This is a genomic window from Pseudomonas fluorescens, assembly GCF_000967965.1.
Classification (GTDB): Bacteria; Pseudomonadota; Gammaproteobacteria; order Pseudomonadales; family Pseudomonadaceae; genus Aquipseudomonas; species Aquipseudomonas grandcourensis.
In genome coordinates this window covers 172,876-189,043 of the sequence record NZ_LACC01000012.1, presented here as the reverse complement: position 1 = coordinate 189,043, position 16,168 = coordinate 172,876, and the positions used below count along the sequence as shown (strand labels likewise).

The 16,168-nt window shown below is 61.4% G+C and carries 13 protein-coding genes and 1 riboswitch; of the genes, 2 read left to right on the top strand and 11 right to left on the bottom strand.

The window, feature by feature from the left end; genetic code table 11:
* The first annotated feature begins 19 nt into the window (after nt 1–19).
* The gene (locus VC35_RS10520; RefSeq protein ID WP_046039795.1) at nt 20–1,543 is read left to right on the top strand and encodes an AhpA/YtjB family protein; all 1,524 of its coding nucleotides are present in this window, start codon (nt 20–22) and stop codon (nt 1,541–1,543) included.
* 251 nt (nt 1,544–1,794) lie between these two features.
* Here VC35_RS10520 and VC35_RS10515 read toward each other — a convergent pair whose 3' ends face one another.
* From VC35_RS10515 to VC35_RS10475, 9 genes are all read right to left on the bottom strand, one after another.
* Complete coding sequence (locus VC35_RS10515; RefSeq protein ID WP_046039793.1) at nt 1,795–2,508, bottom strand: PqiC family protein; 714 nt, start codon at nt 2,506–2,508, stop codon at nt 1,795–1,797.
* A 443-nt stretch (nt 2,509–2,951) separates the two neighbouring features.
* Entirely contained in the window at nt 2,952–5,219 is a 2,268-nt protein-coding gene (parC, locus tag VC35_RS10510) for a DNA topoisomerase IV subunit A (protein WP_046039792.1), read from the bottom strand.
* Nucleotides 5,220–5,226: 7 nt separating this feature from the next.
* Nucleotides 5,227–5,751: a retropepsin-like aspartic protease family protein gene (locus tag VC35_RS10505; RefSeq protein ID WP_046039790.1), complete on the bottom strand. Its 525-nt coding sequence runs from the start codon at nt 5,749–5,751 to the stop codon at nt 5,227–5,229.
* Nucleotides 5,748–6,737, bottom strand: a complete 990-nt coding sequence (locus VC35_RS10500) for an esterase-like activity of phytase family protein (protein ID WP_046039789.1) — start codon at nt 6,735–6,737, stop codon at nt 5,748–5,750. The genes VC35_RS10505 and VC35_RS10500 overlap by 4 nt, the downstream gene beginning before the upstream one ends.
* The gene (gene parE / locus VC35_RS10495; RefSeq protein WP_046039788.1) at nt 6,737–8,641 is read right to left on the bottom strand and encodes a DNA topoisomerase IV subunit B; all 1,905 of its coding nucleotides are present in this window, start codon (nt 8,639–8,641) and stop codon (nt 6,737–6,739) included. Before parE ends, VC35_RS10500 begins: the two co-directional genes overlap by 1 nt.
* A 49-nt stretch (nt 8,642–8,690) precedes the next feature.
* Nucleotides 8,691–9,299 carry a YqiA/YcfP family alpha/beta fold hydrolase gene (locus VC35_RS10490; RefSeq protein ID WP_046039786.1) on the bottom strand — a complete coding sequence of 203 codons (609 nt, stop codon included), beginning with the start codon at nt 9,297–9,299 and terminating at the stop codon, nt 8,691–8,693.
* A 164-nt stretch (nt 9,300–9,463) separates the two neighbouring features.
* On the bottom strand, nt 9,464–10,279 hold the full coding sequence (gene cpdA / locus VC35_RS10485) for a 3',5'-cyclic-AMP phosphodiesterase (protein WP_046039783.1): 816 nt from the start codon (nt 10,277–10,279) through the stop codon (nt 9,464–9,466).
* Nucleotides 10,280–10,391: 112 nt separating this feature from the next.
* Nucleotides 10,392–10,844: a DUF1249 domain-containing protein gene (locus VC35_RS10480; protein ID WP_007977461.1), complete on the bottom strand. Its 453-nt coding sequence runs from the start codon at nt 10,842–10,844 to the stop codon at nt 10,392–10,394.
* Nucleotides 10,835–11,452 (bottom strand): NUDIX domain-containing protein, encoded by a 618-nt coding sequence (locus tag VC35_RS10475; RefSeq protein ID WP_008016925.1) that lies wholly within the window; start codon nt 11,450–11,452, stop codon nt 10,835–10,837. The genes VC35_RS10480 and VC35_RS10475 overlap by 10 nt, the downstream gene beginning before the upstream one ends.
* A gap of 225 nt (nt 11,453–11,677) precedes the next feature.
* Here VC35_RS10475 and VC35_RS10470 point away from each other — a divergent pair, with 225 nt between their 5' ends.
* Nucleotides 11,678–12,424, top strand: coding sequence for an RsiV family protein (locus VC35_RS10470; protein WP_046039779.1), 747 nt, complete (start codon nt 11,678–11,680; stop codon nt 12,422–12,424).
* Here the strand turns inward: VC35_RS10470 and cytX are convergent.
* Nucleotides 12,393–13,685 carry a putative hydroxymethylpyrimidine transporter CytX gene (cytX, locus tag VC35_RS10465; RefSeq protein WP_046039777.1) on the bottom strand — a complete coding sequence of 431 codons (1,293 nt, stop codon included), beginning with the start codon at nt 13,683–13,685 and terminating at the stop codon, nt 12,393–12,395. The two genes, VC35_RS10470 and cytX, sit on opposite strands and share 32 nt — an antisense overlap.
* A gap of 214 nt (nt 13,686–13,899) precedes the next feature.
* Nucleotides 13,900–15,789, bottom strand: a complete 1,890-nt coding sequence (thiC, locus tag VC35_RS10460) for a phosphomethylpyrimidine synthase ThiC (protein ID WP_046039775.1) — start codon at nt 15,787–15,789, stop codon at nt 13,900–13,902.
* Between the two features lie 165 nt (nt 15,790–15,954).
* Nucleotides 15,955–16,060: riboswitch (TPP riboswitch) on the bottom strand.
* Between the last annotated feature and the right edge of the window lie 108 nt (nt 16,061–16,168).

Sequence of the window (16,168 nt, the reverse complement as noted above, 5' to 3'; positions counted from 1 at the left end):
ACAAAAGAGCCGAGCTCAAGTGAACCGGCCTACGCCAGTAAAAACCGACAACTTCTTCCTGCTGATCTTCCGGGCACTGCGCCACCGCCGTGTACCGATTGCATTGCGCATCGCCAGCCATAACGTGATCCTGGTCGCCCTGGCCCTGGTCATCTATGCCGGTGTGATGGGCCTGCAGTTCAAGCAGGCCATGCACGAGCAGGCGGATGCGCTGGGCGAAAGCCTGACCACGCAGACGGCCACCTCGGCCACCGAGCTGCTGGTGTCCAACGACATCCTCAGCCTCAATGTGCTGCTCAATAACCTGACCAAGAACAAGCTGGTGGCCCACGCCGCCATCTACAGCCCGGACAACCGCATCCTCGCCGAGTCCGGCCAGCGTCCCAAGCATGGCCTGCTGGGCGAAGCCGAGGGCATGTACCAGAGCAAGATCACCTTCCAGGACGTGACTGCCGGGCAATTGCGCATCAGCCTGGACATGGACCAGTTCCAGCAACCGATGACCATCAGCCTGCAAAGCATGGGCATTCTGAGCGCCATCCTGCTGGCTTTGTCCCTGGCACTGAGCCTGCGCATGGGGCGTTATCTCTCCACGCCGCTGCTGCAATTGCGGGTGTGGCTGCGCAATATCGATGAATACACCCCGGCCACCGACCGCCAGGACGAAATCGGCGACCTGGCGCGTCAGCTGCACGCCAACTTCGCCCCGGAGCCCGCCCCTGTGCCGGAACCGGAACCGGAACCGGAATTCGACGACATGGATGACGAGGCCGACCCGGCCTTCGAAGTCCGTAACCTGCGCGATCCGAGTTTCGACGAGAGCCGCCCGGTAGCGGCGCTCAAGCCAGCCCCACGGCAGATCGTCAGCACCGTCGAAGATGACGATGATGAAGACCCGTTCGCCGATCTGCGCGACGAGTCGCTGGATAGCACCCCGCAACCGGTGATTCGCAAGGCCACACCGAGCGTGCCGCAACACAGCGCGGTGCTGGCGGTGCAACTGGGCTCCCAGGAGCAACTGCGACGCCTGCCGCGGGCGCGTCTTGAAGAACTGCTCGAACGCTATCGCGACTGCCTCGACCAGGCCGCGTCGCTGTATCAAGGCGAAGTGGAAACCTTGAACGATGGCAGCACGTTGATGCTGTTCCACACCGAAGACAGCGGCGACGACTACCTGACCAACGCCATTTGCTGTGGCGAGCTGCTGCGGGCCCTGGGCCACCAGTTGCAGATCGAAGTCGCGGACAGCGGCATCACCCTGCAATTGCAGCTGGGCCTGACACTGGGTGAGGAACTGTTCGGCCTGAGCCAGATCGACCTGCTGCTGACTGATCCCGCCCAGGACGCACTGGCCCTGTCGCAACACAGCCGCAACCTGCTGCTGGTGGAGCGCAAGATCAGTGACGACGCGTTGATCCGCCAACGCGCACGGATCCGCCCGATTGCCAGCCCTGAAGGTGCGTGCTGCGTGGAACGGTTGATGGAGCCGTATCCATCGATGCTTGAACGGCAATTGGCGCGGATGCACGAGCGTCGCGCTTAAGCCTTGACCCCGATGTGAAGAAGCCCGCAGATGAGCGATCGTCTGCGGGCTTTTTTGTTGCCTGTCATGACGCCTTCGCGGGCAAGCCCGCTCCCACAGGGGACGTGGTCGTACACAAGATCTGTGTTCACAGAGATAATTCTGGGAGCGGGCTTGCCCGCGAAGAGGCCGGAACTGACACCAGATATCTCCAACCTGCAGAAACAACAAAGCCCGCATCAATGCGGGCTTTGTTTCAAATCCATCCAGGCTTAGAAGCGGAACACTTCCATATCCGTACGAATAGGCGCGGCCATCGGAATCTTCGGCTGTTTTTCCTGTTCTACCGCAGGTGCTGCCGCCTTGGCTGCCGGCTTGCGCGGGACTTCGGCGATCGGTGGCTGATTGGCCAGGGGCTTGAGCGCCACCGACAGTTGTTCGGCCAGGCGTTGCAACAACACACCCTGTGCCTGAACCTGAGCCGCCGTACTGCCGGCATGCTGCTCCTGCAAATGGATGATGCGGTTTTCGCGAACCTGCCCGCGACGGTCGATCAGGCGCCATTGCGCGTCGAGAATCGCCGGTTGTTTTTCACCTGAATCCAGGCGCGTGATGGTCAGCAGCACCTGAACGTCTGGGGTGAAGCCTACTGTCGCCGGGGCCAGCACTACGCGCTGGCTGTCCAGGCGACCTGCAACCTGACGCAGCAGCAGCTGATCGATATCCGACGAAAGGCTGCCAGCCCAACGACCGTCGGTCGAGGCTTGCAGGCTGCCATCCGGCTGGCGCTGCAACAGGGTTTCGCGTTGCAGGTAGTCGGCCACCGTGACCGGCCCCAACAATACCGCCATGCCCGCGTTCTGCGCAGGCTGAACCGGACTACCAGCGTCCAGCTGATACAGCGACACCGGTTGGTGAACGCTGCAACCCGCCAGGCCAAGAACGCCGGCGAGCAAAAGAATAAAAGGAAGGCGCAGAGCAGTCATCGTCCCATCCAGGTGGTTGCTAAAAGGCTGACCACAGTGAAAATACTCAACAAATATGAAGAACGCGCGGCAATGCCGGCGTTTGAAAGGCCATATCATCCGTGAATATGCGTTCCGACTCCAGCGCAAAGCGCCGAACTACGGGTTAATTCGTAGTTCGGCGCTTCCAGGGGGCGTTCTCGCCTGGTTTCACCACCGCGTTGTCGCCTTAAAGCGGGCCAGGCAAGGCGCAGGCCGCTGGTAATGGTTGTTCCCTTTCCAAGGCCTCCAACGCAGCCTGGCCCGCTTTAAGGCACAACCCGAAGGGCCGGGCCTGCTGTTGTGCTGGGCTGTGTTGCTCGAAGCTTATTTGGAATGACCAAACCTCGCTTCTCGCGCCTTGCCCTGCTCAACAGCAGACCCGGCGCGGTGGTGAAACCAGTCGAGAACGCCCCCTAGGTCGCCTAATTGAGGTTTTCGACGAGCAGCGCATCTACCCGCTGGAAGCCACGCGGCAACTTATTGCCACGACGGCCACGTTCACCCTTGTAGTGTTCGAGGTCGTCCGCTTTCAGTGACAAGGTACGTTTCCCGGCCTGCAACACCAATGTTGCACCGTCCGGCAATACGGCGATGTCCGTCACATACTCTTCGCGACTGGCCACTCGCTCACCGGGAATCCCGATGATCTTGTTGCCTTTGCCCTTACCTAATTGTGGCAGGTCGCTGATCTTGAAGATCAGCAGGCGACCTTCGGTCGTCACCGACGCCAGCCAGTTCTGCTCACGATCGGCCACAGGGCGCGGCAGCATGACCTTGGCGTTGTTCGGCAGGCTCAGCAGGGCCTTGCCCGCCTTATTCTTGGCCTGCAGGTCTTCACCCTTGACCACGAAGCCGTAGCCGGCGTCGGAGGCAATCACATACAGCGCATCGTCTTCCGGCATCAGCACACATTCGAAACTCGCCCCTGGCGGCGGCGTCAGGCGACCGGTCAGCGGCTCGCCCTGGCCACGGGCCGACGGTAAGGTGTGGGCGGCCACCGAATAACTGCGGCCGGTGGAGTCGATAAACACGGCAAACTGGTTGGAGCGCCCGGCTGCCAGCGCCCTGAAACCGTCCCCGGCCTTGTAGGAAAGCCCGGTGGCGTCGATCTCGTGGCCCTTGGCGGAGCGAATCCAGCCTTTTTCCGACAGCACGACCGTCACTTTCTCGTTCGGCAGTAGATCGTGCTCGGTCAGGGCCTTGGCTTCGGCGCGCTCGACGATAGGCGACCGACGGTCATCCCCGTAGGTTTCAGCGTCCTTGATCAGTTCGCTGCGCACCAGTTTTTTCAACTTGGTTTCGCTGCTCAGCAGGGCCTGCAGCTTGGCTTGTTCCTTGAGCAGTTCATCCTGCTCGGCACGCAGCTTCATCTCTTCCAGTCGCGCCAACTGACGCAGACGGGTGTCGAGGATATAGTCAGCCTGGATTTCGCTCAGGGCGAAACGCTCGATCAGCGCAGCTTTCGGATGCTCCTCGGTTCGGATGATGTGGATCACTTCATCCAGGTTGAGGTAGGCAATCAACAAACCATCCAACAGGTGCAGGCGACGCTCGACCTTGTCGAGGCGGAATTGCAGGCGACGACGCACGGTCTGCACCCGGAACTCCAGCCATTCGACCAGCAGCGCCCGCAGGTTTTTCAGCTGCGGCTTGCCGTCCAGGCCGATGATGTTGATGTTGACCCGGTAGCTCGACTCCAGCTCGGTGCTGGCGAACAGGTGCTGCATCAGCGCATCGTGGTCGAAGTTTTTCCGCGCACCCGGAATGATCACGATCCGGCACGGGTTTTCGTGGTCGGATTCGTCACGCAGGTCGGCAATTTGCGGCGCTTTGGACGGCTTGGCCTGCATCATCGCGGCGATCTGCTCCAGCACCTTGGCGCCCGAGACCTGATGCGGCAGCGAGGTGACGATGATGTCGCCGTCTTCGATGTGATACACGGCGCGCATGCGCACCGAACCACGACCGGTTTCGTAGATTTTCAGCAGGTCGGCGCGCGGGGTGATGATTTCCGCTTCGGTCGGGTAGTCCGGGCCCTGGATGTGTTCACAGAGCTGCTCGACCGTGGCCTTCGGCTCGTCGAGCAAACGCACGCACGCCGTGGCGACTTCCCGCAGGTTGTGCGGCGGAACGTCGGTGGCCATGCCCACGGCGATACCCGTGGTGCCGTTGAGCAGGATGTTCGGCAGACGGGCCGGCAACACCAGTGGCTCGTCCAGCGTGCCGTCGAAGTTCGGGCCCCAGTCCGCCGTGCCCTGGCCCAGCTCGCTGAGCAGCACTTCGGAATAACGCGACAGCCGCGCTTCGGTATAACGCATGGCGGCGAAGGACTTGGGATCGTCCGGCGCACCCCAGTTGCCCTGGCCGTCGACCAGCGTGTAGCGATAGCTGAACGGCTGGGCCATCAGCACCATGGCTTCGTAGCAGGCCGAGTCGCCGTGGGGGTGGAACTTACCGAGCACGTCACCGACGGTACGCGCCGATTTCTTGTGCTTGGAATCGGCGTCCAGCCCCAACTCGCTCATCGCATAAATGATGCGACGCTGTACCGGTTTCAGGCCGTCGCCGATATGCGGCAGGGCACGGTCCATGATCACGTACATGGAGTAGTTGAGGTAGGCATTTTCGGTGAAGTCAGCCAGTGACCGGCGTTCTACACCGTCCAGGCTGAGATCAAGGGAGTCGCTCATGCGGGCCTCATCGGTTCGTTGTCTGGCGCAGCAGCATGGTGCCACCGCGCTGGGTAAATTCAAGTTTGTTCAGTGCGCTCATGCCGAGCAACACCTGATCGCCATGCAGCCCCGGGGCCACCAGTGCGCGTACATCCCGCAGCACGATGTCGCCCAGTTGCAGGCGTTCGATACGGGTGCGATAGCCCTGGCTCAGGCCATTGGCCGTGCTCAGGGTCACGCCGAATCCTTCTTCGAGCTTCAAACGCTTGGCCAGGTCCAGAGGGATCGATACATCGGTCGCCCCGGTATCGAGCATGAAGTCCACCGGCTGGCCGTTGATCTGGCCGCTGGCGACGAAATGCCCCTGCACATTGCTCACCAGTTTCACCTCGATGAAACCTTCGCCCTGCTCCGAACTGACTACCACATTCGGATTTTGCTGACGCGCTTCCCACTGGCCGAAAAAACGCGTGGCCAGAAACAGCGCCGCACACCAGGCCAGCACCATGAACACCCGGCCGATTCGCTGCCCCGGGCTTTGTTGCCTCATGGATTGGCACTCCAGCCACCGTCCGGTGCAGCGAAGCGCCAGACCACCGGGCGGACTTCGCCATCGGCGCGCGCGCCGAAGTTATTGTCAACGCCGATCCAGGCGCCATCGGCATCCACGATCAACGCTTCTTCCAACCCGTAATTCTGTGAATAACGACGGTTTTCCTGCAACAGCTCGTCGGCGTACGACCAGCAGCGCTCGACCTTGGCCGTCTGTGCATCACGGCGGCAGATCTGGAAGGCATTGCGTTCAAGGGTGAACAGCTTGCCGTTGAACAGCGACAGGTCAGAAAAATCCCGCGGGACAGGCTTGGCATGGGGAAACTGCTCGGGCTGCATTTCCATGCCCGCCTCGCTCAGCAACACGCAACCACCGTCGCAATCCCACAACGTCTGCTGGCGCTTGATCATCAGCAGTCCCCGGCCTTGACGCTCGGCGGCGAGCCACATCTGATCCCCCGCCGGATTGATCACCAGCCCTTCGAACAGCGCATTGAATTGCAACAGCAGGCCTCTGGCCCGTGCTTCGCGAACCATCATCGGCGAAACTTTCAGCCAGGTGGCAGGCCCCGTTGGCGGCACTTGCAAGACAGCGGCATGGCCTTCGCTGACGATGTAGCGATTGCCGGCGCTGTCGCAGGTGATGCCTTCGAAGTCCAGATCACCGCCACGCACAAACGAAGCCCCCCAGACGCGAGCCTTCAGCCCCCAAGGCAAACCGCTGTCAGGCACCGTCGGTACGTCGATGTGCACCGTTTCGGCCTGCCATACGGATTCGCGGGTATCGAGGCGGTAGATCTGGTCATCATCACGGTCGGAAACCGTCCACAGGTCATTGCCGCACTGCGCCAGCCCGGACAGGTTGCCGCCGCGCATGCCTTCGACGGCATGCCCGGACAACAGGCGCAGCTGTGGCGCCGGCTCGGCAAATACCGTAATCGACGTCAGCAGCAACCCACAGGCCAGGGCAAAGCCCAGACGCATCAGCCCAGCACCTCGGCCAGGTTGCCCTTGGACTCCAGCCAGGTCTTGCGGTCACCGGCGCGTTTCTTCGCCAGCAGCATGTCCATCATTTCCGAGGTAGCCTCGAAATCTTCCAGGGTCAACTGCACCAGACGCCGAGTGTTCGGGTCCATGGTGGTCTCGCGCAACTGCGGCGGGTTCATTTCGCCCAGCCCCTTGAATCGGGTGACTTGCGGCTTGCCGCGCTTCTTCTCGGCCACCAGGCGATCGAGGATGCCATCGCGCTCGGCTTCATCGAGGGCGTAGTAGATCTCTTTGCCCAGGTCGATGCGGTACAACGGCGGCATCGCGACGTAGACGTGACCGGCATCCACCAACGGGCGGAAATGCTGGACGAACAAGGCGCACAGCAAAGTTGCGATGTGCAGACCGTCGGAGTCGGCGTCGGCGAGGATGCAGATCTTGCCGTAGCGCAGCTGGCTCATGTCCGCCGCGCCTGGATCGACGCCGATGGCCACGGCAATGTTGTGCACTTCCTGACTGGCGAGCACTTCGCTGCCGTCGACTTCCCAGGTGTTGAGGATCTTGCCGCGCAACGGCAGGATCGCCTGGAATTCCTTGTCCCGCGCCTGTTTGGCCGAGCCGCCAGCGGAATCACCTTCGACCAGGAACAGCTCGGAACGCATCGGGTCTTGCCCGGCACAATCGGCCAGCTTGCCCGGCAGCGCCGGGCCTTGGGTAATGCGTTTGCGCTCGACCTTCTTGCTGGCCTTGAGGCGACGACCGGCGTTGTTGATCGCCAGTTCCGCCAGCAGCATGCCGGTTTCCGGGTTGGCGTTGAGCCACAGGCTGAACGCATCCTTGACCACACCGGAGACGAACGCCGCCGCTTCACGAGAAGACAGGCGCTCCTTGGTCTGGCCGGAGAATTGCGGTTCCTGCATCTTCATCGACAGCACGAAGGCGATGCGCTCCCAGACGTCTTCCGGCGCCAGCTTCACACCACGCGGCAGCAGGCTGCGGAACTCGCAGAACTCGCGCATGGCGTCGAGCAGGCCTTGGCGCAAGCCGTTGACGTGGGTACCGCCCTGGGCGGTCGGGATCAGGTTGACGTAACTTTCCTGCACCGCATCGCCGCCTTCCGGCAGCCACAGCAGCGCCCAATCCACGGCTTCTTTGTTACCGGCAAAAGCGCCGCAGAACGGTTCGTTCGGCAGGCGCTCGAATTCGCTGACCGCATCCACCAGGTAGGAACGCAAGCCGTCTTCGTAATGCCATTCGACTTTCTCGCCGGTGGCCTTGTCTTCAAAGCTGACCAGCAAGCCCGGGCACAGAACGGCCTTGGCCTTGAGCACATGCTTGAGGCGGCTGATGGAGAATTTTGGGGAGTCGAAGTATTTCGGATCCGGCGCAAAGAACACGCTGGTGCCGGTGTTGCGCTTGCCGACCGTACCGATGATCTCCAGCTCGGTGGCCTTGTAGCCATCCTTGAAGGTCATCTGGTATTCGTTGCCGTCACGCTTTACCCGCACCCGCACTTCGGTGGACAAGGCGTTGACCACGGAAATACCCACCCCGTGCAGACCGCCGGAGAACTGGTAGTTCTTGTTGGAGAACTTGCCACCGGCATGCAGCTTGGTGAGGATCAACTCAACGCCCGAAACTCCTTCCTCGGGGTGAATGTCCACCGGCATGCCACGGCCGTCGTCGCTGACTTCTACGGAATGGTCGGCATGCAGGATCACCTGTACCGATGTGGCATGCCCGGCCAAGGCTTCGTCGACACTGTTGTCGATGACTTCCTGGGCAAGGTGGTTCGGCCGACTGGTGTCGGTGTACATGCCGGGGCGTTTGCGCACCGGGTCGAGGCCCGAGAGGACTTCGATGGCGTCTGCGTTATAAGAGCTAGCGCTGGGAGTGGCCATGGGGTCTCGTCGTCAGTGTTCGGTGAAAAAAGAATTCATGGGCTATCGCTCACAATGCGGTGAAATCGATTGCCTGATACAAATCGGCGCCAATGCCGGCAAAACTCAACATGGCCGGCAGTCGCGTGGCAAAACCCTGGAAACTGTGGTCGCCGCCGGCCTGGATACGCAAGGCGCATGCCCGGTAATACTGCTGGGCGAGGCGATAGTCCAGCGTTTCGTCAGCTGTCTGCAACCATACCTGATAACGCTGCGGTTCCTGGGGTGCCGGCACTTCCAGTTCGGCCAGGGCCGTCACGTGGTCGTGGGTCATTTCCCAGGTCTCTTCGGTATACAGGTTTTTCTGCGTCCCCAGAAAGCCGTCGAACATCCGGTGCGGGCTGACGGCAGGGTTGATCAACAGGGCTTTCAAGCCAAGGCGCTCAGCCAAGTGAGTGGCATAGTAGCCGCCGAGCGAGCTGCCGACCAGCAGTGGTCGCCCCAGCTCGGCGATCGCCTGTTCCAGCTGCTCGATAGCGCGGCGCGGGTGGTGGTGCAATGCCGGAACACGCAAGTGTTCGCTCAGGCCCAGTCGCTCCATCACGTCGATCAACTGGCAGGCCTTCTTCGACAACGGCGAGCTGTTGAAGCCGTGGATATAAAGGATCGAACCGGACATTTGAGCTCCCTGTGCGTCGGCTAAAGAGGCGGAGTTTACTGTAGGAGCGAGCTTGCTCGCGATGGTCGTCAACGATAACGGTGAAAACCTGGCGCCCTGCGGCGCTCTCAGGCTAATCGCGAGCAATCGAGCGTCGACCGGCTGCTCCTACAGGGGGGGGTGTTTCAGTAGCCGTTGGAACCGTAATCCACGGTGAAATCAAACCCGGTGACCCGCTCCACCCCGGTTTCCAGCCGCCCGTCGGGCAGCAACCGCAACCAGCGATAGCCCGGCGCCTGTTCCCCGACCTTGAAATCCTCGCTCCCCGGCTCGAACTGGATGCAGGTCGAGGGCGAGGCGATCAACCGCACACCATTGCGCATCTGGTCGACTTCCTGATGCACATGCCCCCACAACACTGCACGCACCTGTTCGAAACGGTCCAGCACGGCGAACAGCGCCTCGGGATTGCGCAAGCCAATCGGCTCCATCCATGCACAACCGATGGACACCGGGTGATGGTGGAAGCACACCAGATGATGGCGTTCCGGCGCTTCGCTCAACGAGCGGGCGAGCAACTGCAGCTGTTCATCCTGCAAATAACCCGGCACCGAGCCTGGCACCGCCGAATCGAGCAAGGTGACCCGCCAGTTGCCGATATCCACCACAGGTTCCAGCAAAGCGCTCTGCACCGCCGCCTCGGCCATGATCTGCGGCTCATCGTGATTGCCGGGAATCCAGCGCGCCGGCGCATCGAGCTGGCGCGTCATGTCGCGAAACAGCTGGTAGGACTCCAGCGTCCCGTCCTGGGACAGGTCACCTGTGGCCAGGATCAAGTCAATCCGCGGCTGTTGCGCGCGCACCAGTTCGATGACCTTTTGCAGGCTGTCGCGGGTGTTCATGCCCAGCAACACGCCGTCCGCTTCGGCAAACAGGTGGCTGTCGGAGATTTGCACCAGCAACGCCGGATCGGCGGTGGTCAATGTGGATACGCTCGGCAAGGCGTTCTCCCAGGGCGTGATCACGGGGATGGATAAGTGCCGCAATTATGCTGGGGGACGATCAAAAGGGGAAACCTGTGAACCTGACACAGTTCACAACTGCGCTTCACAACTAACGTACTACTTCGTACTCATGCCCCAGCGCCAGGCAATGGCTCAGCCATTCGCCCAGAAACATGTTCAGCTGGGCCTTTTCGTCCGGCTGGTGCATCGAGGCATTCGGGTAAGGATAGATGCCGCGAAAGCGTCGTGCATGTTCGGCGCTGACCACTTCGGCCATGCGCGCGTCGTGATAGACCTGCACTTCCAGTTGCGGCACCGGCAGCCAGGGCAGGCTGTGCTCCTGACGCACTTGCAGGGTCGTGGTGTAAGGACAGGTCAGCAGCACTTCCAGGGCCAGCACGCCGAGCATCTGGTCGCCATGGGTCACGGCGATGCGCCGCGCGGCAGGCTCGCTGCGCATGTCCGGCAGCAGTCGCATCAGGCGCGCGTAGTTCGCCTCGCAGGACGCTTGCAGCCCCACCAGGTCCACCCGATAGCGATCGCGCAGCTTGTTTACGACCATAACCCCCTCACTTCAACACGGTTCAAAGCCAGCCATTGCAAGGCAATGATGCTCGCCGCGTTGGCAATACGTCCGTCGCGCACGGCTTGCAGGGCATCTTCGAAAGCCCAGACCGTGACGCGAATATCTTCTGCCTCTTCCTCCAGCCCATGCAGGCCGCCAACCCCGGTGGTGTCACAACGCCCCAGGTACAAATGCACGAACTCGTTGCTGCCGCCCGGCGATGGAAAATATTTGAGCATCGGCCAGAGCGCCCCGATTACCAGCCCAGCTTCCTCCTGCGCCTCGCGGTGAGCAACTGCTTCCGGCACTTCATCCTTGTCGATCAGACCAGCGACCAGTTCGATCAGCCACGGGTTGTCGGTCTTGCCCATGGCACCGACGCGAAACTGCTCGATCAGCACCACTTCATCGCGCTGCGGGTCGTAAGGCAGCATGCAGACCGCGTCATGGCGAACGAACACTTCACGATTGATCTCGCGGCTCATGCCCCCGGCGAACAATTCGTGGCGCAAGTGCACGCGTTCGAGTTTGTAGAAGCCCTCGTAGCACTTTTCGCGCCGCACGATATCAACGGCGGTCGGAATGGCGTTGGCAAAATCCGTCATGACTATCCTCTTTTACTGCAAATCCTGTTCGAGGTTGCTTTTTTCCTGGGCCTCGACTTCGCGCCATCCTAACGCGCCCGTGACGTTTGATGCAGCCCCTTTCCCGTCAGCGGGATAGACGGTGAGGGCGAAACCCACTCTAATTAGCTTAGTGGCGAACTGACTGCTTTGTTGAGAGTCGAAGCCGGTAACTTTTTGCCTTCCCCTGTTTCAGAAAGGACGCTCATGTCGCTTTTCAAAATCGCCTCCGTGGCCGCTATCGCCCTGACCCTGGGCGCTTGCGCGAGCCTGTTCCAGCCCAACTACCGGACGCCGCTGGAAACCACCCGCGACGCCTCCGAGCAACTCAAGCCCGGTTGCAGCAACCCGGATTGCCCGCTGGTCAACATCGACACCCTGCACTTCCCGGACGAGCCTGCACTGGACGGCATCATCGAAAAACGCCTGCTGCAATTGACCCGTACCTCGCCTGACGCCCCCGTCGCGCCGACCCTGGCAGCCTATCGCGATGAGTTTTTGCGCACCGCCGGCCCGCGCAACAGCAGCTATCTGCAGGCAAAGGTACGCGAGCAGCATGACGGCTTGGTGATCGTCGAATTGTCCAGCTACCTGGACACTGGCGGTGCCCATGGCACCCCAGGTCGAGGTTTCATCAACTATTCGCGCCAGCAGCATAAAGTGTTGACGCTGTCGGACATGCTGGTGCCAGGGCAGGAAGACGCGTTCTGGAAAGCCGCGCAAGTGGCACACAACAGCTGGCTGATCAGCACCAAGCTCGATCAGGAACCGGAGTTCGTGAAGAGCTGGCCGTTCCAGAAAACCCAGAACGTGGCGCTGACCTACGGAGGGGTGATCCTCAAGTACGAAACCAGCACCATCGCGCCTTACGCGCTGGGCCATGTCGAACTGAAGATCCCCTACCCTCGCCTGAACGGCATCATCAAGCCCGAGCTGTTTCCCGGCCGTAACTGAAGGCCCGGCCCAGCACGAGCTGGAGCAACCCTGCCACTACCAGTGCCGGCAGGGTTGCACCGATGTCCGGATACAGGTTGGCCAACAAGTGATAGGTGCTGACCCCGCCCAGCCAGGCGAGCAGCGCCGGCCAGCGCAGTGCGGCCGAGGCCACCTGGGCGCTGCGCTTGCGCAGGATGAAGTGATCCACCAACACCACGCCGAACAACGGCGCAAACACCGAACCGATAAGCAACAGGAAGTTCTGGTACTGAGCCAATGGCGCCAGCAGGGCAATCAGCGTGCAGATAACGCCGATGGCCAGTGCCAGGTGCTCGACTTTGGCGCGCAGCAGAATCCCGCTGGACACCGCCGCCGAGTGAATATCGGCAAAGGCGTTTTCCGATTCATCCAGAAGAATCAGCAGCAGCGGAATCCCCAGGCCGGCACCGGCCAGCGCCAGCAGCAAGGCATTGACTTCACCGCTCGGCGCGAACGCCAGGGTGTAGGCCACGCCCAGGCTCATCAGCCAGAAATTACCGATGAAGAAACCGATGGCGGTGCCACCGAAGACGTTTTTCGCCCGTTTGCCGAAGCGCGAGTAGTCGGCGATCAGCGGCAACCACGAGAGCGGCATGGCAATGGCGATGTCGAACCCCACGGCGAACGGCATCGACCCGTCACCGGCCTGGGCCCACAACGCGGCCAGGTCAGCCTTGGCGAACAGGTTCCAGGTCAGCCAGGTGCACGCGGCCAGCAGCAGCCAGATGCCCCATTTGCGCAGGATCTGCCGCACGAAAGTCAGCGGACCGCTGACGGCCAGCAAGGTCGCCAGTGCGCCGAAGAACAGCGTCCACAGCACGGGATTGGACAGCAGGCTGCCTTCGCTGAAAGCCTTCGCGCCCAACAGGCTGGCGGCATCGCGCATGACGATGATTTCGAACGAACCCCAGCCGATCAGTTGCAGCAGGTTCAACACCGCCGGCAGGCTCGCGCCTTTGGCGCCTAAGCTGAGCTTGAGCGCGGCCATCGACGACAGGCCGGTGTCACTGCCGATCACCCCGACGGTGGCCAGCAGCAGAACGCCGACCAGGGTGCCGAGAAAAATTGCCAGCAACGATCCGGACAGGCCCAGGCCCGGCGCGAGCAATGCACCGGTCTGCAGGACCATCAGGCCGATGCCGAGGGAGAACCACAGGGAAAACAGGTCGCGGCCGCCGAAGACACGTTTGTCGGTCGGCACTGCGATATCGGGAGAATAAGTGCTGGGTTGAATGCTCAAGGGTGTTATCTCAGAGGGACATTTGTTGTTGTGTTGTTCACACACGCCCTTGTGGCGAGGGGGCTTGCCCCCGTTGGGCTGCGAAGCAGCCCCAAAACAGACAACTGAATTCTGCCTGTGAGAACTCATCGCCGGATTTACGACCGCTTCGCGGCCGAACGGGGCGGTGCGGCGGCCCGACAAGCCCCCTCGCCACAGGGTTATCAGTGCCGAATCAAACTTTCTGGTACAGCTGACTGCCTTCCTGCTTGAAGCGCTCGGCCTGTTCGGCCATGCCCTGGGCGACGTCCACGTCGACCGCTTCGATCCGTTGGTTGGCCGCATACTCGCGGACTTCCTGGGTGATCTTCATCGAGCAGAATTTCGGCCCGCACATCGAGCAGAAGTGCGCGACCTTGGCCGAATCCTTCGGCAGGGTTTCGTCGTGATACGAACGCGCGGTGTCCGGATCGAGCCCCAGGTTGAACTGGTCTTCCCAACGGAACTCGAAACGCGCCTTGCTCAAGGCATTGTCGCGGATCTGTGCGCCCGGGTGCCCCTTCGCCAGATCGGCGGCATGCGCGGCGATCTTGTAGGTGATGATCCCGGTCTTCACGTCATCCTTGTTCGGCAGGCCCAAGTGCTCCTTCGGCGTCACGTAGCAGAGCATGGCGCAACCGAACCAGCCGATCATCGCCGCGCCGATACCGGAGGTGATGTGATCGTAGCCCGGCGCGATGTCGGTGGTCAGCGGGCCGAGGGTGTAGAACGGCGCCTCGTCGCAGCACTCCAGCTGCTTGTCCATGTTCTCTTTGATCAGCTGCATCGGCACGTGGCCCGGGCCTTCGATCATGCACTGCACGTCGTGCTTCCAGGCAATCTTGGTCAGCTCGCCGAGGGTCTCCAGTTCGCCGAACTGCGCTTCGTCGTTGGCGTCGGCAATCGAGCCCGGACGCAGGCCATCGCCCAGCGAGAAGCTGACGTCGTAGGCCTTCATGATTTCGCAGATGTCTTCGAAATGGGTGTAGAGGAAGTTCTCTTTGTGGTGCGCCAGGCACCACTTGGCCATGATCGAACCGCCACGGGAGACGATGCCGGTCACGCGCTTGGCGGTCATCGGCACGTAGCGCAGCAGCACGCCGGCGTGGATGGTGAAGTAGTCGACGCCCTGCTCGGCCTGCTCGATCAGCGTGTCGCGGAACAGCTCCCAGGTCAGGTCTTCGGCCGCGCCGCCGACTTTTTCCAGGGCCTGGTAGATCGGAACCGTACCGATCGGCACCGGCGAGTTGCGGATGATCCACTCGCGGGTTTCGTGGATGTGCTTGCCGGTGGACAGGTCCATGACCGTGTCCGAACCCCAGCGAATACCCCAGGTCAGTTTCGCCACTTCCTCTTCGATCGACGAACCCAGTGCGCTGTTGCCGATGTTGCCGTTGATCTTCACCAGGAAGTTACGGCCGATGATCATCGGTTCCAGTTCGGTGTGGTTGATGTTGGCCGGAATGATCGCGCGGCCACGGGCGATTTCGTCACGGACGAATTCGGGGGTGATGATTTTCGGCACACTGGCGCCGAAGCTGTGGCCGGCGTGTTGCTGGTCCAGCAGGCCGGCGGCGCGGGCCACTTCCAGCTTCATGTTTTCGCGGATGGCAACGTATTCCATCTCGGCGGTGATGATGCCTTGGCGCGCGTAGTGCATCTGGCTGACGTTGGCACCCGGCTTGGCGCGGCGCGGGTTGTTGACGTGGGCGAAGCGCAGCTTGGTCAGCTCCGGATCGGCAAGGCGCTCCTGGCCGAAATTCGAGCTCAGGCCGCTCAGGCGCTCGGTGTCGCCACGGGATTCGATCCACGGCGAACGCACGTCGGCCAGGCCTTTACGCACATCGATGATGACATTGGGGTCGGTGTACGGGCCCGAAGTGTCGTACACCACTACCGGTGCGTTGACCTCGCCACCGAAGTCGGTCGGCGTCACGTCCAGGCTGATTTCGCGCATCGGCACGAGGATGTCCGGGCGTGTGCCCTGAACATAGATTTTTTGCGAGCGGGTAAACGGCTGAACCGATTGCTGATCGACCTTGGCCGAGTCACTCAGGTTAGTGGCGATTTTTGCTTTTGTAGTCATCACGGGCTCTCCAGACACACATCCAGGCAGTGGATTTTTGTCGGAGCGAACCTGTAAACGAATGGACGCACGGGCGCTGGGAAGACCAGCTGTGCTGTGCTCAGTGCTCGAGGGGTGTTCGATTGTCGAACAACATCCCGGACGAAGCACAAGAGGACTCGCCGGGTGACGAGAAATCTTGTTCCCTACGCAGGCGCTAACCTGATCAGGTTCAACGGGATCCGAAATTATTCGATCTCAGCCTCATAGCAAGGCACCCCGACAAGAACCCGGCCAGTCTAGACACAACTGGCAAAGAACGCCAACCCCACTGCAAATACCGTGATGAATGGCGTAATTACACGCAGTATCAGGATTGTTGCCGCCCCAATGCACAACT